The 20,839-nt window shown below is 68.2% G+C and carries 23 protein-coding genes and 3 pseudogenes; 15 read left to right on the top strand and 11 right to left on the bottom strand.

Features of this window, described 5'->3' with window-relative positions:
* Window positions 1-75 precede the first annotated feature (75 nt).
* Both SRB17_RS42240 and SRB17_RS42235 read left to right on the top strand, forming a co-directional pair.
* Complete coding sequence (locus tag SRB17_RS42240) at window positions 76-2,040, top strand: SpoIIE family protein phosphatase (RefSeq protein ID WP_194294328.1); 1,965 nt, start codon at window positions 76-78, stop codon at window positions 2,038-2,040.
* 258 nt (window positions 2,041-2,298) lie between these two features.
* Window positions 2,299-2,703 carry a nuclear transport factor 2 family protein gene (locus SRB17_RS42235; protein ID WP_153547096.1) on the top strand — a complete coding sequence of 135 codons (405 nt, stop codon included), beginning with the start codon at window positions 2,299-2,301 and terminating at the stop codon, window positions 2,701-2,703.
* 156 nt (window positions 2,704-2,859) lie between these two features.
* Here the strand turns inward: SRB17_RS42235 and SRB17_RS42230 are convergent.
* The 3 genes and pseudogenes from SRB17_RS42230 to SRB17_RS42220 form a co-directional block, all read right to left on the bottom strand.
* Window positions 2,860-3,120: pseudogene (locus tag SRB17_RS42230) on the bottom strand (transposase); the annotation flags it as partial.
* 141 nt (window positions 3,121-3,261) lie between these two features.
* Window positions 3,262-3,783: a magnesium transporter CorA family protein gene (locus tag SRB17_RS42225; protein WP_228396620.1), complete on the bottom strand. Its 522-nt coding sequence runs from the start codon at window positions 3,781-3,783 to the stop codon at window positions 3,262-3,264.
* A gap of 49 nt (window positions 3,784-3,832) precedes the next feature.
* On the bottom strand, window positions 3,833-4,279 hold the full coding sequence (locus SRB17_RS42220; protein ID WP_153547092.1) for a DUF5994 family protein: 447 nt from the start codon (window positions 4,277-4,279) through the stop codon (window positions 3,833-3,835).
* A 592-nt stretch (window positions 4,280-4,871) separates the two neighbouring features.
* Between SRB17_RS42220 and SRB17_RS42215 the strand changes: the two genes are divergently transcribed.
* From SRB17_RS42215 to SRB17_RS42200, 4 genes are all read left to right on the top strand, one after another.
* Window positions 4,872-5,075 (top strand): cold-shock protein, encoded by a 204-nt coding sequence (locus SRB17_RS42215; protein ID WP_028799214.1) that lies wholly within the window; start codon window positions 4,872-4,874, stop codon window positions 5,073-5,075.
* 181 nt (window positions 5,076-5,256) lie between these two features.
* Window positions 5,257-6,747: a DEAD/DEAH box helicase gene (locus SRB17_RS42210; RefSeq protein WP_194294326.1), complete on the top strand. Its 1,491-nt coding sequence runs from the start codon at window positions 5,257-5,259 to the stop codon at window positions 6,745-6,747.
* A 131-nt stretch (window positions 6,748-6,878) separates the two neighbouring features.
* A complete protein-coding gene (locus tag SRB17_RS42205; protein WP_153547140.1) occupies window positions 6,879-7,199 on the top strand; it encodes a CBS domain-containing protein in 321 nt (106 codons plus the stop codon).
* Between the two features lie 61 nt (window positions 7,200-7,260).
* Complete coding sequence (locus SRB17_RS42200) at window positions 7,261-7,581, top strand: SCO5918 family protein (protein WP_153547090.1); 321 nt, start codon at window positions 7,261-7,263, stop codon at window positions 7,579-7,581.
* A 78-nt stretch (window positions 7,582-7,659) separates the two neighbouring features.
* Here SRB17_RS42200 and SRB17_RS42195 read toward each other — a convergent pair whose 3' ends face one another.
* Window positions 7,660-8,034 carry a hypothetical protein gene (locus tag SRB17_RS42195; RefSeq protein ID WP_031172494.1) on the bottom strand — a complete coding sequence of 125 codons (375 nt, stop codon included), beginning with the start codon at window positions 8,032-8,034 and terminating at the stop codon, window positions 7,660-7,662.
* A 640-nt stretch (window positions 8,035-8,674) separates the two neighbouring features.
* Here SRB17_RS42195 and SRB17_RS42190 point away from each other — a divergent pair.
* Both SRB17_RS42190 and SRB17_RS42185 read left to right on the top strand, forming a co-directional pair.
* Window positions 8,675-9,025, top strand: a complete 351-nt coding sequence (locus tag SRB17_RS42190) for a MerR family transcriptional regulator (RefSeq protein WP_153547088.1) — start codon at window positions 8,675-8,677, stop codon at window positions 9,023-9,025.
* An 890-nt stretch (window positions 9,026-9,915) separates the two neighbouring features.
* Window positions 9,916-10,415: pseudogene (locus tag SRB17_RS42185) on the top strand (transposase); the annotation flags it as partial.
* Between the two features lie 383 nt (window positions 10,416-10,798).
* Here SRB17_RS42185 and SRB17_RS47815 read toward each other — a convergent pair.
* Window positions 10,799-10,924 carry a hypothetical protein gene (locus SRB17_RS47815; RefSeq protein ID WP_267133501.1) on the bottom strand — a complete coding sequence of 42 codons (126 nt, stop codon included), beginning with the start codon at window positions 10,922-10,924 and terminating at the stop codon, window positions 10,799-10,801.
* 11 nt (window positions 10,925-10,935) lie between these two features.
* Entirely contained in the window at window positions 10,936-11,649 is a 714-nt protein-coding gene (locus SRB17_RS42175) for a hypothetical protein (RefSeq protein WP_153547081.1), read from the bottom strand.
* A 467-nt stretch (window positions 11,650-12,116) separates the two neighbouring features.
* Between SRB17_RS42175 and SRB17_RS47180 the strand changes: the two are divergent.
* Window positions 12,117-12,377 (top strand): annotated as a pseudogene (locus tag SRB17_RS47180) (hypothetical protein); the annotation flags it as partial.
* Here SRB17_RS47180 and SRB17_RS42170 read toward each other — a convergent pair.
* Complete coding sequence (locus SRB17_RS42170; RefSeq protein ID WP_153547079.1) at window positions 12,350-13,255, bottom strand: LysR family transcriptional regulator; 906 nt, start codon at window positions 13,253-13,255, stop codon at window positions 12,350-12,352. The pseudogene SRB17_RS47180 and the gene SRB17_RS42170 overlap by 28 nt on opposite strands.
* Before the next feature lie 87 nt (window positions 13,256-13,342).
* On the opposite strand from SRB17_RS42170, the gene SRB17_RS42165 reads away from it, so the two are divergent.
* Together SRB17_RS42165 and SRB17_RS42160 are read left to right on the top strand one after the other, a co-directional pair.
* Entirely contained in the window at window positions 13,343-13,789 is a 447-nt protein-coding gene (locus tag SRB17_RS42165) for an ester cyclase (protein WP_228396619.1), read from the top strand.
* Between the two features lie 161 nt (window positions 13,790-13,950).
* Window positions 13,951-14,790 (top strand): hypothetical protein, encoded by an 840-nt coding sequence (locus SRB17_RS42160; protein WP_194294325.1) that lies wholly within the window; start codon window positions 13,951-13,953, stop codon window positions 14,788-14,790.
* A gap of 742 nt (window positions 14,791-15,532) precedes the next feature.
* Here SRB17_RS42160 and SRB17_RS42155 read toward each other — a convergent pair.
* Window positions 15,533-15,757, bottom strand: a complete 225-nt coding sequence (locus tag SRB17_RS42155; RefSeq protein ID WP_153547075.1) for a hypothetical protein — start codon at window positions 15,755-15,757, stop codon at window positions 15,533-15,535.
* A 95-nt stretch (window positions 15,758-15,852) separates the two neighbouring features.
* On the opposite strand from SRB17_RS42155, the gene SRB17_RS42150 reads away from it, so the two are divergent.
* On the top strand, window positions 15,853-16,773 hold the full coding sequence (locus tag SRB17_RS42150; protein ID WP_153547073.1) for a Ku protein: 921 nt from the start codon (window positions 15,853-15,855) through the stop codon (window positions 16,771-16,773).
* Between the two features lie 32 nt (window positions 16,774-16,805).
* Here SRB17_RS42150 and SRB17_RS42145 read toward each other — a convergent pair whose 3' ends face one another.
* Window positions 16,806-17,795: a helix-turn-helix transcriptional regulator gene (locus tag SRB17_RS42145; protein ID WP_153547071.1), complete on the bottom strand. Its 990-nt coding sequence runs from the start codon at window positions 17,793-17,795 to the stop codon at window positions 16,806-16,808.
* Window positions 17,796-17,888: 93 nt separating this feature from the next.
* On the opposite strand from SRB17_RS42145, the gene SRB17_RS42140 reads away from it, so the two are divergent.
* Together SRB17_RS42140 and SRB17_RS42135 are read left to right on the top strand one after the other, a co-directional pair.
* A complete protein-coding gene (locus tag SRB17_RS42140; RefSeq protein ID WP_153547069.1) occupies window positions 17,889-18,287 on the top strand; it encodes a VOC family protein in 399 nt (132 codons plus the stop codon).
* Between the two features lie 33 nt (window positions 18,288-18,320).
* Window positions 18,321-19,154, top strand: coding sequence for an integrase core domain-containing protein (locus tag SRB17_RS42135; RefSeq protein WP_153547067.1), 834 nt, complete (start codon window positions 18,321-18,323; stop codon window positions 19,152-19,154).
* 22 nt (window positions 19,155-19,176) lie between these two features.
* Here SRB17_RS42135 and SRB17_RS47810 read toward each other — a convergent pair whose 3' ends face one another.
* A complete protein-coding gene (locus SRB17_RS47810) occupies window positions 19,177-19,527 on the bottom strand; it encodes a DUF6233 domain-containing protein (protein WP_323377511.1) in 351 nt (116 codons plus the stop codon).
* A 37-nt stretch (window positions 19,528-19,564) separates the two neighbouring features.
* Entirely contained in the window at window positions 19,565-19,822 is a 258-nt protein-coding gene (locus tag SRB17_RS42125; RefSeq protein ID WP_153547065.1) for a hypothetical protein, read from the bottom strand.
* A gap of 368 nt (window positions 19,823-20,190) precedes the next feature.
* On the opposite strand from SRB17_RS42125, the gene SRB17_RS42120 reads away from it, so the two are divergent.
* Window positions 20,191-20,835 (top strand): RraA family protein, encoded by a 645-nt coding sequence (locus SRB17_RS42120; protein ID WP_153547063.1) that lies wholly within the window; start codon window positions 20,191-20,193, stop codon window positions 20,833-20,835.
* Window positions 20,836-20,839 lie beyond the last annotated feature (4 nt).

Raw genomic sequence — 20,839 nt, 5'->3', positions numbered from 1 at the left:
TTCCACCGCTGCGGCAGATACCCTTGTTGCAGGACGAAGAGATCACATCGTTCGACGATGGTCAGGGAGCGGCAAGTGGACGCCGCGGACGAACTTCTTCAGAGGGTTACACCGTCGGCTCTTTTGATCCTGGACGGTGTCATCCGCTCCCTCAACGCCGCGATGGCCACGGCACTGGGCAGGCCGTGGGAACAGTGCGTGGGTCATGGCTTCGTTGATCTACTCTCCGAGGATCAGCGCATCTCGGCTGAGAGCCTGCTGGCGCACGGGGCCACGACGAAGACGCTTGCGATGCGCGTGCTGGAATTTCCCGGCACGGGCACCGCATCTGTGGTCTGCCTCGTCGAGGCGCGACCGGTGACGGATCCCTCGAGTGGCGAGCGGCTTGTATGGCTGCATTCGTTGGACGCGAGACACGACCTCGGTGGTCTGCTGATCCCGTTCCAACTCGCGGCGAAGGATGCCGGCCTCGGCCTGTGGATGTGTTCCCCCGATGAGCACCGGGTGGAGTCACTGGGTGGCGCACCCGTCCTGGCCGCGCTCTTCCCGCAGGCGTCGGTGCCCCTGTCCGAGGTGATCAGGCGAGTGCACCCTGACGACCGGAGGAACGTACAGCGGCTTGTGCGCTCGTCCGCCGCCCAGTCCCCATGGATCAGGTCGCGGTTCCTCACCGAGCCCGATGGCTGGCGTGTTCTCGCAGGCCAGACCCGCCGGATCCAGTTGGGATACGGCGGCCCCGAACGGGTCTTCGCCGTGATCCGCGACGACACCCAGTCGGAGACACACCGCCAAGAGATGCTGGCCGAGGTCAGCGCGGAGCGCGAGCGCGCCGATGGGATAACCGCGTTCTCCTCCGCCCTGTTCACCGCCGCCACCGAGCAGGAACTGCAGCAGGTTGTCCTGGCCCGGCTCGCCGCGGCCGTCGGAGGTCTTGGCACGCTCTTCGCCGTCGTCGACGATGGGCGCTTGCGGGTTTCCTCGGATGCCGGGATTCCTGCGTGGGAGGCTGATGCTCTGCACGGCCTGTCGCTGGATGAGGACCGGCCGTTGCCCTGCGTGATCCGTACCGGTCAGGCGCAGTTCTTCCCCAACCACGAGGAGTTTGTTCGCCGTTGGCTGCATGATGACGGTCTTCCCCTGCCGCGCCCCGTCCCGGGCACCGCCTTGTCGATCATCCCCCTCAGCCCGGTGGGCGACCGGCCGCTCGGGGCCTGGGTGGTGACGTACGAGAGTGAGCGCCCCCCGTCCTCCGAGAAGCTCGCCTTCATGACGGCTCTGGCCGAATTGGCAGGCCAGGCACTGAGGCGCATCAGGTTGCAACAAGCCCACGTCGAGCTGTCCACGGCGCTCCAGGAGAGCATGCTCCCGACGCTGCCGGAGCACCTCCCAGGTCTGGAGATCGCTGCCCGCTATCAGCCCAGCCGGGATGGGCTGGATATCGGCGGAGACTGGTATGACGCGTTCTTCCTGCCCGACGGTGCGGTCGCACTGGAAATCGGCGACGCCCAAGGGCACGACGTGGATGCGGCGGTTTTCATGGGCCAGGTGCGCTCGTCCATGCGTGCGATCGCCGCCCACGAGCCCGAGCCGGGAACGGTGCTGACGCGTACCAACGAGTTGCTCGTCGCGATGGGCGCGCCACGCTTCGCGAGCTGCACCATGCTGCACCTCGATCCGCGTGACGGACAGGTCATCGGTACCAGCGCAGGCCATGTGCCACTGCTCCATGCACGCGACGACGGCAGCCATACCATCCGCACACTTCCCGCCGGGCCGGTCCTGGGAGTCGTGCCTGGCGCCGAGTACCCCGAGGAGACCTTCACCTTGGAAGAGGGCACCGTGCTGGTCATGGTCACCGATGGTGTGGTCGAAGGGCCGCGCCTGCCCCTGGAAGCCGGACTGGAGCGAGCGGGAGCGCTGGCCGGTCGAGCCCTCCAGGAACGGCTCGGCGTCGAGGCGACCGCAGACCGAGTACTCGACGCGGTGGCCGAGGTGGACCACCTCGACGACGTGGCCGTGCTGGTCATCCGACGCGCATGAGACTCGATGCGCCCAAGTCTCCGGGTGTCCACGATCAAGGGGAAACTCTAGCGTGCCCTCCGCGTGCCCTAAGACCTCCTGACAGGATGGATCGAAGGTGGGGTGAGCCGGTGGAGGTCACTCGACGTCGTTGCCACGGTGGACGGCTGCCGCCCTCCGATCCGACCGAAGGGAGGACTTGGCAGCCCACGTCCGGCTGGCTCCGGCTGGTTGTGGCCCGGAGTGTCTAGGCTGTCACCGCTACGGAAGGGCGGTGCCATGGATGCTGACTCCCGGACCAGGGCCGCGATCGAGGAGCATTGGCGGGCCTCGGAACGCGGGGACACCGAAGCCGAGCACGCCATCTACGCCGCGGACGCCATCCTGGACTACCCGCAGTCAGGTGAGCGGTTCCGGGGCCGAGCGACGATCTCCGCGCAACGCGGCGGCCACCCAGCCGACCGGCACTTCACCGTCCAGCGGATCACCGGCCATGCGGATCTATGGGTGAGCGAATGCCTCATCACCTACGACGGTGTGCCTTCGCACTCGGTGAGCATCATGGAATTCGCTGACCAGCACGTGGTGCACGAGACGCAGTACTTCGCCGATCCCTTCGGCGCGCCGGCCTGGCGGGCCGCGCTCGCGGAGCCGATGCCTGGCCGGACCATCGCCGGAGCCTGATTCTTGGCCTCGCCCGAGTCAACCGGCTGACCAGACTGTCGCCTTGTTGAAGTTCAAAGAACTCCTATTGCGATGACTTCAAGCGCCTCCAGCAGATGAGGGCGCATTCGAGGGTGAGGAAGGCCTCGTGGATGTCGTCGCGGATCTCCCGGCGGATCCGGCTTCGGTCCACTCGGCCAGGCGGCGCCAGCAGGTCATGCCCGAGCCGAGGCCGAGTTGTTGCGGCTGGTGTTCCCAGGCGATCCCGGTGTGCAGGACGGGCAGGATGCCCTGGAACACCAAACGGTCTGGATACCGCGTGCAGCCGGCGTGCCGCGTCCGACGTTCGACCTCGGGCAGCAGCGGCTCGATCACCGCCCACAGCTCATCGTCGACTTCCCAGGGCTTCGACCGAGCCACCCTGCGCCCTCGGATCATCAGCCCGGTTCCGCCACCCCGACAGTGCAGCCCCAGGCCCCTGAACGGTTTGCGGAGCCGTTTTGGGAGCCCTCGGGGAACCAAGTGCGGGTTCCGGCTCCCTGTGCTCTTCTGCCGACCAGCACGCAGAAGCGTGTGCGGTCAGAGCCAGTCCCAGTGCCTGAAAGCGAAGTACAGCATCAGAGAGGCAACGGCGATTACGGTGCTGGAGACGATGAACCCCGACTGGTGTCCGAAGCCCGGGTAGGGGAGGTTCTGCCCGTAGAAGCCGGTGATCGCCGTAGGCACGGCGATGATCGCAGCCCAACTCGTCACCTTCTTCATGACCAGGTTCATCGCGTTGGCCTGCACCGACAGGTTGGCCTCCAGCACCGATTCCACCAGGTCGCGCAGTGACTCCGTCCACTCACTGGCACGCAGCACGTGGTCGTACACATCGCGGTAGTACGGCAGCAGGGGGCCGTCGACGACCTTGAGGTCGGGGCGCATGAGGGCGTTGACGACCTCCCGCATGGGCAGCACGACGCGACGAAGCCGAACCAGTGATTTCCGTAGAGCGTAGGAACGGCGCTGAACGGTCTGGATCTGTCGGCTGCTTTCGGCGAAGAGCAGATCGTCCAGTTCCTCGATGCGCTCCTCGAGCTGCTGCGCGGCGCTGCTCATGGTGGAGTGGCGCGGCTGACCTCACCTGCCTCGGTCCAGGTGCGGCGCATCAGTCCGACGGCTCCTGCCCGCTTCCGGTATCGATGAGGATCTGTTCCGCCTGGCTGACGTTGTCTGCCCGCACTGCTTGGGCCATCGCGGCGCGGGCGGCCTCGGGTGTCGCGGTCGGCGGGACCACCAGCAGCGAGAAGAGATCCTGGTCACCCCGGGTGATCAGGATGGTGTCGTCACCCACGGGGAAGGAGTCGATATGCACCACCCGGTCGTCGACGACGATCCGCGTCGGGAGCCCTGCCCAGGCCACGGTGTCCAGCCCGACGCGGGTCACGGGTCCGAGGTGCCTGGTGAGGGCGGTCAGCAGTGCGGGCAGCTCGGAAGCGATGTCGCGCGACCGCGGCAACCACGCACCATCCAGGACACCTTCCCGCGACTCCGTAGTCTCCAACCGGAGGAGCGCGCACCCCGGCCGTACGGCCTCGTGAACACCGCTCGGCAGATGCCGGGAATCACGTGAACACCGCTCAGCAGATGCCGGGAATCAGAGGGTGAATCGGAGCCGGTCATGAGGCCACCCGTCTTCGGGAGCCGGTGCGAACACGGGACTCGCCTCGCCCATCCCGCGCTACTCCCCGTGCTTCCTCCCATCTCCGGGATCTACCTGACCGACGTGAGCCCGATCACCGTCGACGCCGGCCGGCACGCTCTTCACGGGGGATGTGACCTTTATTGCGGTATGGGAGTCTCGGGCGTGTTCGCTGTTGTGCCATCCGCTGACGACGGTGGCAGCGGCACATGTCCCGTCGAGGGAGGTCACAGGGCTGCGGGCGGAAGCGCACGGCAGGAAGGCCGCGTCCGCGGAGAGCAATATCTGTGCCCGTGAAATGAGAAATGGGTGCGGGGTACGGTGAGTATTCCTCGACCGCCCGGCGGAGCGGAATTATCGACCGTGCAAGGCCGATCGCACCGTGCTACTGTCGATCTCAGTTGCAGGTGTGGTTGCCAGAAGGTTTTTCCGACGGCCGATCATCACGGCGACACGGAATGCGCACAGGGCGTATTCCCGATACCGCCTCCGAAGGAGAAACAACATGGCTACTGGCACTGTGAAGTGGTTCAACGCGGAAAAGGGCTTCGGCTTCATCGAGCAGGACGGCGGCGGCGCCGACGTCTTCGCCCACTACTCGAACATCGCCACCCAGGGCTTCCGCGAGCTGCTGGAAGGCCAGAAGGTGTCGTTCGATATCGCGCAGGGCCAGAAGGGCCCGACTGCCGAGAACATCGTTCCCGCCTGACGCACCGGCGCTGACGCATACTTCGCAGCTGGGGCCCGCACCTTGGGGTGCGGGCCCCAGCTCGCTTCATTCCCAGGGTGATTCGACTCTGTGATTTTTCGGCCCGTTCTCGCGATTCCCTGCGCCGCTCATTCTGCTGCGGAAATTCCTTGATACGTGCCCGCATCGAGGAAGGTTCCGCATGAACCGCACACGTACCACTCGCGCACGCACCCATCGCACATACGACCGCTTCGGAGGAAGCGCCGCCGCAGGCCGCTCCGGCGTTCCGCGCCGTTCCGCCGGTTCCGGAAACCGGCAGCCCGCGGGGGGCGAGTTCGCGCTTCCGAAGACGGTCACGCCCGCGTTGCCCGCTGTCGAGTCGTTCGCCGATCTCGCCATGCCGGCTCCGTTGCTGACCACGCTCGTCCACGAAGGTGTGACCGTACCGTTCCCGATCCAGGCGGCGACCCTGCCGAACTCCCTGGCCGGCCGTGACGTACTCGGTCGCGGCCGCACCGGGTCGGGCAAGACCCTCGCCTTCGGCCTCGCGGTACTGGCCCGTGCGGCGGGCCGGCGCGCCGAGCCGCGCCGGCCACTGGCCCTGATCCTCGTCCCCACCCGTGAGCTGGCCCAACAGGTCACCGACGCGCTCGCTCCCTACGCCCGCTCGGTGAGCCTGCGGCTCGCCACCGTCGTCGGTGGAATGTCCATCGGCAGGCAGGCCGGTGCGCTGCGTGCCGGCGCGGAGGTGGTCGTCGCGACGCCCGGTCGGCTCAAGGACCTCATCGACCGGGGCGACTGCCGGCTCGTCGACGTCGGCACCACGGTGCTCGACGAGGCCGACCAGATGACCGACATGGGCTTCATGCCCCAGGTCACCGCCCTGCTCGACCAGGTGTGCCCCGAGGGCCAGCGGATGTTGTTCTCGGCCACTCTGGACCGCAACGTCGACCTGCTGGTCCGCCGCTACCTGACCGACCCGGTGGTGCACTCCGTCGACCCGTCGGCCGGTGCCGTCACCACGATGGAGCACCACGTACTCCACGTGCACGACGCGGACAAGCACCGCACGACCACCGAGATCGCGGCCCGGGACGGCCGGGTCATCATGTTCCTGGACACCAAGCACGCCGTGGACCGGCTGACCAAGCACCTGCTGAGCAGCGGTGTCCGCGCCGCGGCCCTGCACGGTGGCCGGTCCCAGCCGCAGCGCACCCGGACCCTGGCGCAGTTCAAGGACGGTCACATCACCGTCCTGGTAGCCACCAACGTCGCGGCCCGCGGCATCCACGTCGACAGTCTCGACCTGGTCGTCAACGTGGACCCGCCCAGCGACCACAAGGACTACCTGCACCGTGGCGGCCGTACGGCGCGCGCCGGGGAGTCCGGCAGCGTCGTCACCCTGGTGACCCCCGACCAGCGCCGCGGCATGACCCGGCTGATGGCTTCGGCCGGCATCACCCCGCACATCACCCCGGTCCGCTCGGGCGAGGCGGAGCTGAGCCGCATCACGGGTGCCCAGGCGCCCTCCGGGGTTCCCGTGGTCATCACCGCGCCTGTCGTGGAACGCACCCGCCGCGCGCCTTCGCCGTCCCGGGACCGCCGGGGCCGCACCGGCCAGGGCCGACCCGTCGGCGCGGGGGTGCGCCGCAGGGCACAGTGGCGGCCCGGGAACGACTCGGCTGCTTAGGCCGGCGCAGTCCCCGGAGCCCCCTTGGCCTCCCGGAAGCCGCCGTGCTCTCCCGGGGCCGCAAGGGCCGCCAAGCCGACCATCCCCCACCGAAGGAGACACCCTTGACGCCAGCGCGGACGCAGTACCGTATGCCGGACCCTGCTCCCGTGACCGCGGTCGAGGACATCGAAGGGCACGGGCTTCGGGTATGTGATGACATGACCGTCGAGGTGGCTCTGGCCGTCATGGCGGGTGCCCGGGTCGAGTACCTGACAGTGTGCGACGGGGACGACGAGAGCACAGGCTCGGTCACCCGGGTCCGGCTCGCCGTTCTCCGCGACAGTTCCGCGCACACGGACCGGATCCGTCTGCGGGACGTCCTCGACGGACCACTGCCCTCGCCCGGCGGCCGCTCGGGCGGCGTCGGTGAGTACGGCCGGGTTCCGGGCGTAGCCGCCCTCTCGTGCTGATCCGTCTCGCCCCGGGCGGCCCGTTCTCCTCTTCCACGCGACTTCTCCCCTGTGAGGCATCATGCGCTGTGTCATCGCCCGGTACCCGTTCGACCTGACCAGGACCGGGGTGCTGGCCTCGATGAAGGGCGTCAGGCCCGAGCTCGTCACGGGGGCGTCCGTGACCATCGGCCGCCGCCGCTACCCCGTCAAGCAGGTGGGCCAGGTCATCACGCGACAGGACCCCCGTGACTTCACCGCCGCCGAAGTCGTGCGGGCCATGACGCGTCTCGGCTTCACCTGCCACGACCGCCCCGAGGGCGCGCCCGTGGGCGCGGGTGGACCCACCGCCCTCCAAACCGCGTCCGCACTGCTCGGCGGCACCGGCCCTGTGGCCGTATGAGGACGGGCGGGAGACCGCCCCCACCGCTGTGTCGCCGTCCGCTCGGAAAGCCCCGGGCAACGGGGCGGAGGCAACGTCTCACCGGTCGAAGTGGATGAGATCTCCTACGGTCCATGCGCTGACGTCCTTGATCGCGACTCGGTACATGCCGCCCGTCTCCGGGATGCCGAGGCTGCCCTGCAGGATCCGGGCGAGATGAAAGTGCAGATGCGTGGGTGCCTCGCCGCGACCGGGCCGGTTCCCTCGCGGACCGCGCGCAAAGACGTCCGAGAACGGGCCGAGACGGTCCGAGTCCTTCAGGACCTCCGCCACCCGCTCCCTCCACACCGCCTCGGGAGCCAGCCGGCCGGTGATGACGGCGCCGCCGACGACCACGGTCAGCGACATCTGATTGCTTCGCTCGGACTCCACCGCGGCGGAGATGGCGACGAGCAGCTCATCAGGGTTCGACATGACAGCACAGCATATGCGGCCCACCTGTATCAGGAACCGCCCGTGGGGCTGAAGCAGTTGGCGCGCTCGGCAGGAGGCGGCCTCCGCTAACCGGTGAGGCCCGAACGCGGCAGGCTTCTTCCTCCACCAGAAGGGTGAAATCTACTCTTGCATGAGTAGATTTTCGTTCCTGATGTGGGTACGCTTCTTCTCGTAGACACGGACGAACAAGACCCGCCAGACACGAACTGGCGGGTGCCTGAATACGAAGTACGCAGGTCAGTGCGGCTCTCGAGCCTCGAAGCCAGAGTGTTACCAGAACGGTGACGGGACTGAGAGCCGCACTGGGCGGCTCGCACGTCGAGGAGCTGCCAACAGCAGTACCGGTTCACTGAGTGGTTGGTTCAGAGAGGAACGGAGGAGCAGACGCCATCAGGATCGCCCGGCCCGAGAAGCACTCGGCCCGGGTACCGCAAGACCCCGGAATGGATGGTGGTCCCCGGTCAAGCAGCAGCGATCCCCCGCACCCCCCCTGCCGGGCCGGGTAGCGGAAACAGAAGGTCGGCACAGCAGTAGGGCCGACAGATGGTGTTGAATTTCCTTCGGGGCCCTGGTGCCGTACGGCACCAGGGCCCCTCGACGCGTTACACAGCGAGGTGACATGACATCGGACAACCCCCTGAATGATCGTCTGGACGACGACGACTACCCCGCCTACACCATGGGCCGGGCAGCCGAGATGCTCGGCACCACCCCGGCGTTCCTCCGGGCCATCGGTGAGGCTCGTCTGATCACTCCGCTCCGCTCCGAGGGAGGACATCGCCGGTACTCCCGCTACCAGCTGCGGATCGCCGCGCGCGCCCGCGAGCTCGTCGACAAGGGGACTCCGATCGAGGCCGCGTGCCGCATCGTCATCCTCGAGGACCAACTCGAGGAAGCGCAGCGCATCAACGCCGAGTACCGCCGTGCCGCCAGCCAGTCGGCGGGCAGTTCCGGCTCCGGCTCCGCCTGAACACGCGGGCGCGTGCCGTATCCCGAACGCCGTCTTGCGGCCGAAGGGGAGCACGGCCCGGAAAGTCGCCGGTCCGCTGCTGCCAAACCGATGCCGTCCTCGCCCCGGGAGGCGCACCCCGCCGGAAGGGCTGTGCACTCGCCAAGGGCCGCCGGGCTGGTCGACGGAGACAGCGGCGCCGAGCGCAGAGCCCCTTCACGCAAGCGCTGCGGCCGGCGTCCTTCCACGCTGTGCCCACAGCGTGCCCATGGCCGCGTCCCAGTCGGCACCGAACGCAGCTCGTTGCGCGTCCACACCGCGCAAACAGGTACCGAGGTGCACCGGCCAGAACAAGGGGTCGTCCAGATAGGCGTTCCCCGCGACCAGAGGGCCGCCTTCGTATCCCGGGATCTGCAGCACCCGAGGGTCATGGCACGAGATGCGGACACCGCATTCGAAAGGACGCGCATGCGGCACCGCACCATACGTGCGCCAGAACAAGCGGGGAACAACGGGGAATCACGGTGAAAGCAACCGGGCCCGACGAGGCTGCATCACAGCCGTTCGCCCAAATCAGCCCCCAACCGGCCGCAAATGCTCGCAGCTTCCCAAGCTGATGGCGCTCTTCCCTGGGCTGCACCATCATCGGACTCATGTCCGAGGTCGCGCGGCCTCTGGAGTCCCCGCCACCTCAGGAAGTTCGTAAGTCTTGACCCAAGACCGTGACAGCTCTCCCCGCCGGCACCCACGTCACGGGGCGCGTCATCGGGCGACAGAGGTTCGGTGAGACCTCCTGCGCCCGCACCTGGAGCACTGGTACTAGGACTCCTTGCAAAATGAGTCCGGTTGTCACCTTGGAATGACAGGCTGTCAGCCGATGTTGCGCCTGCATCCGATGGATCGGGGTGGGGATGGGGCAGCGCAGGCCGTGGGAGGTCGATGACGGGCTGTGGGAGCGTATCGCTCCGCTGCTGCCGGTGGTCGAGCGTTGTGCCCGGTGGCCGGGGCGCAAACGGCTGGATGAACGGCGGGTGCTCAGCGGGATCCTGTTCGTGCTGTACACGGGGATCCCCTGGGAGTTCCTGCCGCAGGAGCTGGGACACGGCTCGGGGAGCACGTGCTGGCGCAGACTGCGGGACCGGCATGAGGCCGGGGTGTGGCAGGCCTGCACGAACTGCTGCTCGCCGAGCTGCGGGCGGCCGACCAGCTGGATCTGTCCCAGGCGGCGGTCGACGGATCGCACCTGCGGGCGATGAAGGGCGGCGCGAAGACCGGGCCGTCTCCGGTGGACCGGGGCCGGACCGGCAGCAAGCATCACGTGATCGTGGAAGCGCACGGCATCGATGTGCTGTATGCCGACCGTGGTTACGACTACGACACCTATCGCCGCGACTTGCGCGGCCTGGGCATCCGCTGATGGGGATTCTTGAAAACGACCAGGGATGCTCCTCGCCCCGCTCGGTCGGGTTATCAACAGACTGGGGAAGTTCTGTGCCGGGATCACTGAAGGGCTGTCGAGCGGCTCGCAGTGGCCGAGGAGCTGACGGTGGACCGCGGGGACGCGGAGGGTGTAGCCCTGGCCGCGCCGTACGGTCACGCCACTCATCACCGGAGCGGCGATCAACCTGTTCCGGATCGACGCCCACATCACCGGCACACCGAGATCCCGCACCCGCACCGGCCACTTCGCAGCACTTCGCTCCGCCGATCTCACGATCGACGGAGCGAAGTAGACGGGCCCCCAAGTAAACCAACAGCATCCGATCACGGGTGCCGGGCCTTCGTGCTGCTCCGTCACTCGCTGGCTGGCTCGGTCTGCTCCGCGGCGGTCATGTCCGCCTCGGTGGCCGCGGTGGTGTCCTCAGCCGTATTTGTGGCGGCGTCACCCTCGTTGGCACCGCCACCGGTCCACTCGGGCATGTGCTTGCCCCTTAGTGATCGCCGATCTTGGTCATCGGGCTCTCAACGTCGCCGAGGTAGCGGCCGTTCAACCAGAACCCGGCCGAGATCACGTACGAGCCCGCCGGCGCATCCCAGGTCTGCCAGCCCCAGCCCCGGTACGGCTGCGCCTTTCCCGGGTAGGCCATCCCCTCCCGCGCGTCAGTAGTGCTGTCGCAACCGAAGTCGTGGGCCCAGGGGCCGCCGGGGTTGTAAACGTTGATCGCGTGCGCGCAGTACGTCACGGCGCTGCCGGAGTTGTTCTGGTACGGGATCCAGCCCCAGATGGTGTAGCCGTTGCCTTCGACGTAGTAGCAGGAGCCGATGGAGATGGTGTTGGTGACATTGACCGTGGGGCTGTTGCTCCCCGCTCGGCAGGCTGTCGCGGGGTCTGCGTGGGCGCTTCCCGTGCCGGCGACCACGCCTGCGACGGCGATGGCGCCAGCGACGAAGGCTTTGGTGACGCGTCCAGTCCAACTAGGCAAGTTTCCCCCTTGGGTTGAGTTCGGCAGCTTGGGCCAGGCCCCCGGGCTGATGCGGGTCGACAGCCCTTGTTCGCCGCAGTTCCCGTGCTGGCCTGCTCCGCTGTTCCAGAACGAGTTGCCACCGCTGTACAAGTGGTGGGTCCGGCCGATCGCTTCGCAAGTATTGCCACCACTGGTGTCCAGGCCGTAAGTCTCCTTTCCGCCGAAGTTCCGGCCGGTCACTGTGTTCCTGATGTTGACGCTGACGCCTACTGCGGTGCTTACCGATCGCCGGGAAGGAGCGCAGGGCCTCCAACTCCTCATCGGAGAACACCCGCGTTGCCATCTGCCCGCCCCCCTCGCCGCCGGACTCACTCGTTCAGCCCAACGAGCCGCCGGCTCCGCACCAACCGGCCAGGTCAGGGGCTACTCCGTTGCTTCTTCGGCGAGTACTACTGGGGCCCATGAGCCGGGGCCGCCCGGTCGTGTCCGGGCCGCGCCGGCCCGTCAAGGGCGCCTTCGGCGTCGCTCGCGCGATGCGCTGCGCGCACCCTGGACCGGCCGCCACGGCCCTGGTGCTGGCCGGCTGGCGGGCGGTCCCTCCCTTGTGGCGCCCGTCCGCAGGTCAGCGCGGGGCTGCCCGGGGAATCAAGTCGAGCAACCCTGAGGACTGCCCGAGCACCGGGTGGGGAGATTCGAATATCCCCACCATCCGCCCGGTCATCGCCCGCCGCGGCAGCCAGCACGGCTCCGGCCTTGGCGTTCACCGCTGGGTCGTCGAAGCCGGCTTGGCGCTCCTGCACTGGTTCCGCCGCCTGCGCACCCGCTGGGAGATCCGCGACGACCTGCACCAGGCCTTCCTCACTCTCGGCTGCAGCATCATGTGCCGGCGTCGCCTGAAGACCTCTTCTTGTAGGCGTCCTCAGGCCGTTCCTGCCCGGAGTCAGGCGTTGTGGAGACAGGCGGCCTGATTCTGCAGGGCTGTCACCATCGCCTGTGCCTGGGCGGAAGGGCGTGGCCGGGTCACGGCGACAGTCGCGCGTCCGGGCCAGGAGCTGTCGGTGACGGCCACGGCTCGTACACCCGTCGGCAGGGCAGGTAGGGCCACATCGGGGATGACAGTGATGCCTAGGCCGGCCGCGACCAGGCCGAGGCGTGTCGACCAGCTGCGCGCGGTGTGGGCGATGCGGGGGTCCGGCAGGGTCGGCCAGGCTCCGAACTGCGGCTCGCCCGCCGCGTCGTCCCCGGCGATCCAGTGCTCCTGGGCGAGGTCCGGCACGGTGATGCCGGCGTGGCCCGCGAACCGGTGCGTGTCCGGGACGGCCACCAGAAGGTCACCTTGGAGCACTGTGGTCTGCCTCAGTTCGCTCAGGTCGTAATCCGGAAGGCCGTGGCCGACCCCGATGACCGCCACGTCCAGCCGGCCGATCTGCAGTCGCCGGAGCAGGGCGGGCGTCGAGGCCTCCGCCAGGATCACGGCGAGACCCGGATGACCGGACGTCACCTGCGCCATCGCTCGCGGGACCAACGCCATGGCGGCGGTGGGGTAGGCGCCGATCGTGAGGCGGCCTGCGAGCCGGTCACGCAGACCGGCTAGTTCCAGCTCGGTCGCCGCCATGTCGGCGAGGATCTCCGTCGCGCGCCGTAGGAGCACCTGGCCTGCCGGGGTGAGCGCCACGCCTCGTCGTCGGCGGTCGAAGATCGGTGCTCCGGCTGCCGCCTCCATGGCAGCGACCTGGCGGGAGATGGCCGACTGTGTGTAACCGAGCATCTCGGCGGCCCGAGTGAAGGATCCCGCGGCGGCGACCTGGTGAACGACGCGGAGGCCCGCAAGGGTGAACTCGGCCATGGCCGCGAGCCTAACATGCGTGTTCGTCATGGAAATGGTGCGGAATCATCGTTGGACCGCATGACTGGAGGGGGGCAGGCTGGTGACATGACACAGCGATTCACTCGAAACGAACTCGTGGCGCGACTGATCCGCGCGGGTGAGCTGGAGGTGTCGGGCGAGGATCCGGCTGAGGCCGTGACGTACTTCGACACGGAGAAGTTTCGCTTCCACGGGCCGGACGGCTTCGAGTCCGACTTCGCCGGGCTCACCGCCTACTTCGACTCCGTGCGCGAGGCCTTCGACGAGCGAGCGATCCGGCGCGGCATCGTGGTGGCCGAAGGTGACCACCTGGCTTGCCAGACATGGATCGAAGGCACCTTCGCCCGCGAGTTCACCCAGTCACCGGCCGGCCCGCTGCCGCCCAACGGCAAACGCATCGTGTTCGACCTGATCAACATCTTCCGCTTCGACGACCGGGGACGCCTCATCGAGGAGTGGGTACGCACCGACAACCGCAGTCTCTTGCGCCAACTAGGCGCCGAAGGAAGCTAGCCGGGCGGCCACCAAGGGCGAGGCCGGCCACCAGCGGCGTGAGCGGGATGTCGGTGAGTGGCACGGCGAACAGCGAAAATCGGAGCGTCAACGGAGCCACCTCCCCGCTCCTTGGTTGCGCCGCCTCTGGGCCTCCTTTTGCTAGGAGTCCTAAGGGCCTCGTGGATGCAACCAAGGGCGCGGGCTGCGATGAACAAGTGGTGGACCTGATGACTCCGATTGTGGAGCAGGAATTGCAGACCGGCCATCCGCTCCTGGCCACGGTCATGCCGGCGCAGGTTCTGGAACGGCAAGGCCGCCTGGACGAGGCCGTCCAGGCGCTGCAGCGAAACCTCGGCACCGGCAACTCCGTCAGCGTGAACGTCGTTGAAGAGCTCGCCCAGCTACTAGCCCGTCACGAACGGCTGCAGGACCTGGAGGAGCTCACAAAGCGCTCCTACGGCCAGTACGCAGTTGGCAAACTGATCGGCAAGCTGGAGGAACTCGGCCTCACCGATGCCGCCTTCGCCGTGGCCCGGCGCGCCGCGGCGGACCACCCCATGCGCGGGCCGGCCCATCTCGCCGACCTGCTGGTGCGCCACGGACGGCCCGACGAAGCCCTGGAAGCCGCCGGCCCGCTACTGGCCGACCGGGACTGCGGCTGCTACGAACAGGGTCCGCTGATGAAGCTGGTCGAACGCGGCCACCTCGACACCGCCTGCGACCTCCTCGCTGAGCTCGCTTCCCGGCCGCCTCAGCTCGCCGACGACGAGGACGGCCGCATGCACCTGGCGGAATGGGAAGAGAAGCTGGCCCGCCTCCGGGTATGGCTGCTCTCCGAAACCGGACGGGCCGACGAATCCATCGCCATACTCGAGGGCCTCACCGACGACGAGTTCTACCTCCGCCGGGAGACGCTGGCAGGCGTCTTGGAAAACCAAGGTCGCCCCGATGAGGCCATAGCAGTCCGCCTCGACCGAGAGCCTGGAAGCTACGAGCTGGGCGACCTCCTCATCCGGTAAGGCCGCGCACGCGAGGCCTTCGCCGCCTTCAGGAAGGATCCTGACGCGCCCTTCAGCTCCGTCTTGAGGCGGTGACCAAGGACATCGGGCGGATACACCGGCGGGCGTTCACGCAGTCCGGAGTGCGGTCCCCTGCAACCTGGTCGATTCTGCAGGACGGAAAACCGCGGCAGAGACCGACAGCCCCCGGGCGCACCCGGACCAGCATTCTCCCAGCTCAACGCGTCACTTCAGAGGATCCGCACGCAACACTCAACCCTCTGTCGTACTTGTGGGTCTTGCGCTGGCAGTCGGCGCGCAGGCCGACCTGGTCGCCGGGGCAGGTCAGCCCGGACCGGTCGGGCTCCGCGATCGGCGGCGGGGGAGTGGTCACGGCGCCTGTTCCGGTGACGTCCTCCAGTCACCTCGGCCGCAGAATCTCGGCCCGGATGGCACTGTTGTTCGATTAGCGCCCGCCTGGGCGGAACATCTCTTGCGCCAGCCCTTGCGTCTTGCGCGAGCCCTCGCCGACGTCGGCGTGGCTGCTCAGGCCACCCCCATCGTACGGGCGTGGTCGGGGGGTGCGACATCCCCGTGGCGGCCGCTTTTCGCCCATGTCCCTGGCTGGAGTTGAGAGTGAGAGACAGGGCGGGAGAGGCGGCGCGAACGCAGCCGGGGATCGGGGCGTGCTCGCCTGTGTTGCGCGCTGGGCGGGGCCGCCGCGCCGGCCACCGGCCAAGCGGCGGCACGAGATGGGGTGGCCCTAGCCGGGCGGCGGCGTCCAAACGTCCGGCCCGACGCCCCGCCACTCCACCCAGGCCGCACCCGCCACGTCCTCGGGCTCCACGTCTTCGGATCCGGCCCGGCGTAGGAACTCGACGATGTCGAGCAGCGTGTACGCCATGCCCATGAACCGGCTGCCGACGCGGACCCGCCTGCCGCCGTCCTCGGCCGGTGGGTAGACGACCACCTGCGGTGTCTCGGTCACCCTCTCAGAGTGCGGCGCGGGCCGGGAGCGCGCATGCGGGACGCCAGAGCCGTTCGTAGTCTGGTGGTGCTCGGGGCAATCACGGAGGTCTACCGATGCCCCGCACCATATGGTCAGGCGCTATTTCTTTCGGATTGGTCACGGTACCGATCAACGTCGTGGGCGCCACCGAGGACCACAGCATCAGATTCCACCAGTACCACCTGGCCGACCAGGGCCGAATCCGCTACCGGAAGATCTGTGAGCTGGAGGACCGGGAGGTCTCCCAGGACGAGATCGGCAAGGGCTACGAGCTGACCAAAACTCAGGTCATCCCGATCACCGATGAGGACCTGAGTAACCTCCCGCTGCCCACCGCCCGCGCCATCGAGATCGACGCGTTCGTGCCCTTGGGGTCGATCGATCCTCTGAAGATCGCGGAGGGTTACTACCTCCAGCCGTCCAGCCAGGTGGCGGCCAAGCCGTACAAGCTCCTCGTCCAGGCACTCGGGCGTTCCGCCAAGGTGGCCGTCGCGAAGTACGCGTGGAGCGGCAGGGAGAGACTCGGGCTTCTCCGCGTTCGCGACGATGTCCTCGTCCTCCATGCCATGCGCTGGCCGGACGAGATCCGCGACCCCACCGAGCTGCTGCCGCCGCCGACCGAGGTGACCGAAGACGAGATCAAGGGGGCGCTCGCCCTGATGGACACCATGACCACCGAGTCCCTGGAGGGCCCCGAGTTCCAGGACCGCTACACCGAGGCAATCGCCCAGATCATCGAGGCGAAACGCGAGGAGAAGCCGCTGCCAGAGGCGCCCGCGCCAGAAGCGCCGGCCCAGGTGCTCGACCTGATGGCCGCGTTGAACGCATCCGTCGAGAAGGCGAAGGCCACCCGAGGCGAGGGCGCCGGGCCCGCCGAGGTGCACGAGCTCCCGAAGCCCAAGAAGGCGGCCGCGAAGAAGCAGCCAGCCAAGAAGGCCGCGGCGAAGAAGACCACAGCGAAGAGGATGTCCGGCCGCCGGCCGCGCAGCGCCTAGTTGTGCCATCTCATGACATTGGTTCCTCGCTGTCAGGCTCGGCGGGCATAGGACGTGAGGCGCTCGGCGAGCGCGATGACGAGGTCGCGGAGTTCATCGGGGCGCTCGATGACGAACGGCTGGTCGAGTGCGGCGAGTACCGGAGGCAACCAGTCGAGTCGTTCCGCCCGCAGCTCTACGCGCAGCCAGTGCTCGGCCGCCGGGTCCTGGCCCGCCGCGGGCTTGTGCTCCTCCAGGCTCGCGACGCTGGCCGGAAGGTGGGCGCGGATCTGCTCAACTGTCCCGTGGATCCGCAAGGTCACCTCATGCTGGTACTCGGCCGTGGCGAGCCCTGACAACACGCGCTGTGCCGGACTGGTACCTACGGGCGCTTCGAATGAGCCGGGCAGGGTCCGCGCGTCTGCGATGCGATCGAGCCGCAAGGTTCGGTCCTCGCCGATCTGGGCGTCCTTGCCCGTGACGTACCACCGGCCCGCATGGGCGACGATCCCGTACGCGTGCAGCGTGCGTTCGCTGCGCCGTCCGTCACGGTCGGTGTAGCGGATCGAGACCGGTCGGTGGTGGCGCACCGCATCGGCGATCGTGAGCAGGACCCCAGCGTCCGGGGTGTCGAACTCGCCGGGCTGATCCGTGAAGGCGAGAGCTGCCAGGAGTGTGTCGAGCCGACGGGCGATGTGCTTGGGCAGCACCCGCCGGATCTTCGCCGATGCCGTCTCGCTTGCCGCGCGCTCCGTCGTCGTCAACCCTGCCCGGCGGCCCGCGACCAGGCCGAGCAGCACGGCCAGCGCCTCGTCGTCGCTGAGCATGAGCGGAGGCAAGCGGTACCCGGGGGCAAGCCGGTACCCGCCGTAGCGGCCGCGCACCGATTCCACGGGCACGTCGAGGTCGATCAGCTGGTCCACGTACCGGCGCACGGTGCGCCCTTCGACGCCGAGCCGGTCGGCGAGTTCGGCCGCCGTCCGGATGCCGCCCGACTGCAGCAGCTCCAGGAGTGTCAGCACGCGGCCGGTGGGGCGAGGCATGTCCGCAGCCTAACGCGAATACAGGACCGATTCTGTCCACTATTTCTCCTAGCCTGCGACGTGCACGCCTCCAGCACAGCCAAGGAGATTCCCATGGACTTCGTCTCGATCCGCATCATCACCAGCGACGTAGCGCGCCTCGTCGACTTCTACGAGCGAGCCACAGGGGCGCGGGCGACGTGGGCCACCGAGGACTTCGCCGAACTCAAGACCGCGGGCGCCACCCTCGCCATCGCCGGCACCCGCACGGTCCCGCTGTTCGCCCCGGGCTCTGCCCGCCCGGCGGACAACCACAGCGTGATCACCGAGTTCCTCGTCGACGACGTGGACCGCGTTCACCAGAACCTGACCGGCTTCGTCACCGACTTCGTCAACGAGCCCACCACGATGCCCTGGGGCAACCGGTCGCTGCTCTTCCGTGACCCCGACGGCAACCTCGTCAACTTCTTCACCCCCGTCACCCCAGCGGCCATCGAAAAGTTCGCACGCTGACGCCACGCACAGTCGCTCACCGGGAGCCCCGACATGCCAGGGCTCCCGGTGAACGCGGCCCCCGAGTCCAGGAGCACCACCAGCAGGGCACATCGGAACGCACCGCTGACCCCCGAAGAACGTCTGCGCCTGTGCCTGCGGGTTCGACTCAACCGGCTCCGGGACCTCGATCCACCGACCGGCGAGCAACTGCGCGAGGTCATCCGCTACGAGCACGACCGGGTCGGCGACCTGGTCCACGTCGACATCAAGAAGCTCGGACGCGTCCCGACCGGCGGCGGCCGGCGGATGCACGGCGTCGGCACCGAGTCCGCCCGCGCCTCCAAACGCACCGGTCCCGGCTCCGGCAAGGTCGGATACACGTACCTGCATTCGGCGCTCGACGACCACTCCCGGCTCGCGTACACCAAGGCCCTGGTCGAGGAGAAGGCCGTCACCGCGGTCGCCTTCTGGCACCGGGCCGTTTCGTTCTTCGCCGCCCACGGCATCACACCGATCCGCCGCTGCCTCACCGACAACGGCGCCTGCTACCGGTCTACAACCTGGGCTGACGCCCTCGCCGCAACCGGTACGAAGCACAAGCGGACCAGGCCGCACACGCCGCGCACGAACGGGAAGGTGGAGAGGTATAACGGGACGCTCACCCGCGAGGCGGCGTACGTCCGCGACTACACGGCCGAGCGTGAACGCCGCGCCGCGCTCGCGGAGTTCGTGAACTACTACAACCAGAAGCGGCCGCACCCAGCGCTCGGCGGCCGACCGCCCATCAGCCGGACCGCCGGGAGCGACCACCGGATCGTCTTCGACCAGCCGCCCGAACCACTCGCGGACATTCCGCAGCAGCTCACCTTCGAGGACTTCGTGTAACCAAGGTCCCGAGACACCACACCTAGTCGAGGACGCCCAGCTCGCTGTCCGGCCGGCAGAGCAGGCAGGCAGGTACGCCGTCGGTGAGTGCCCGCATCGCCTCGGCCTGGGGCCACAGGGCGAGACCGTTGACCGGCGTTCCAGCAGTCGCCGCGGTGGATGTAGACCGCGTGGTCCGGTTGAGACCGACCTCGAGGAGCCAGTCCGGCGTCGGCGGCCGACGCTCCTGGCCCCGCCGCTCCTCGGCCTCGCGCCGTTGTTCGTCGGCGATCCACCGGTCGATGAGGCCCGGCTCCCGGGTGGCCTGCTGCTCGACGACGCGGCGGGCGAAACGCAGGGCGCCGAGACGCGAGAACTCTCGTTCCTCGCTCACCTGCTCCCGCTTCCCTGAGAGCGATTGAGCACGCTGGTCAGCCGTACCACCGGACATGACGGCTGACCGTTCCACGAGGTCGAAAGCGGATAGGCGCGACGGCCCTCGGCCACATCGCCTCGCCCGCACCCGCATCGCGATCACTCAGGCCCACTACCATCCCGATGCCCATGCCCACCTTCAGCGACGCAAGGAAGCGGGCAACACCAGCACCGAAGCCATACGCGCACTGCGACGGCGACTCTCCGACGGCGTCTACCGCGCCCTCCACAACGACGCCCGCATCGGCACTCACCAGGACTCCTTTCGGCAAGCAGCCTGATTGGCATAGGAGCAGCATGAGGACGCGACGCGGCCCCGACAGGACGCCGGGGCGAGAACGGTGGCCAAGATGCCCTGCGAGCCTGTGAACGCGACACTGAAAGGGTGAGTGACAGTAAGAACCCTCACACACTAGGCGCAGTTCTCAGGCATACCTATTCGTCACTGGCCACCTCGGAGGAGTGCCGGCGGTTCGGGTCCCGGCCCGGCGGACGGAGGCTCTGGCACATGCAGAAAGCCGGGCACGCGTAGCCTTCACGCGGCTCTGGCCCAGCCGAGGTGCCTGGCGGCGCCCCGGCGGTACGCCGGACAGAGCCCATGGCCCTTTGAGAGAAGAAGCTGATGGAGGACGAGACACCGGCTCAGAAGGCAGCCCGCCTTGGGTGCGCCACGCTCGTCGACGCCATGAACCGGGTCCACGGCCATCGAGCGCACATACCCGCCATGTCGAGCCCCGACCCTCTCCGCTATCTCTTCGGGCCTGCAGCCACCATCTCCTTTCTCCCCTACCGCGAGGACCTGGTAGCAGAGGGCCATGACTTCCGGTACTACTTCTACGGAGCACTCGGGAACCCGCCCGGGGCGGGCCAGGTGCTCGTGCTCTCCAGCGGAGGGCACGCCGACGTGTCCCACGGCGGGGGCACAAAGCTTGCCAGGGCAGACAGCACCGGGCTGGCCGGAGTCCTCGCCGACGGCCGGCTACGTGACTTCGGCCAGTTGCGTGGCTACAGATTCGCTACCTGGTGCCGGGGGGAGGCGGTCCGATGGGGCGGCGACACGGTGATGCCCTACGCCTGCGCCGTGGCTGTTGAGATTTCCGGTGTCTGCGTGAGTCCCGGTGACTACATCTACATGGACAGCGCCGGTGGCGTCGTGATTCCCTCCGCCAGCCTGCGGCGGGTGCTTGCCATCGCCGAGGACATCTCAGCCGAGGAAGCGGAGGCCGCGAAGGGCATCAGAGGTGAACAGGCGCAGCCAGGTGAGTAGCGGC

Source organism: Streptomyces sp. RB17, assembly GCF_009604455.1.
GTDB lineage: Bacteria > Actinomycetota > Actinomycetes > Streptomycetales > Streptomycetaceae > Streptomyces.
This window is presented reverse-complemented; position numbering and strand designations above follow the sequence as displayed.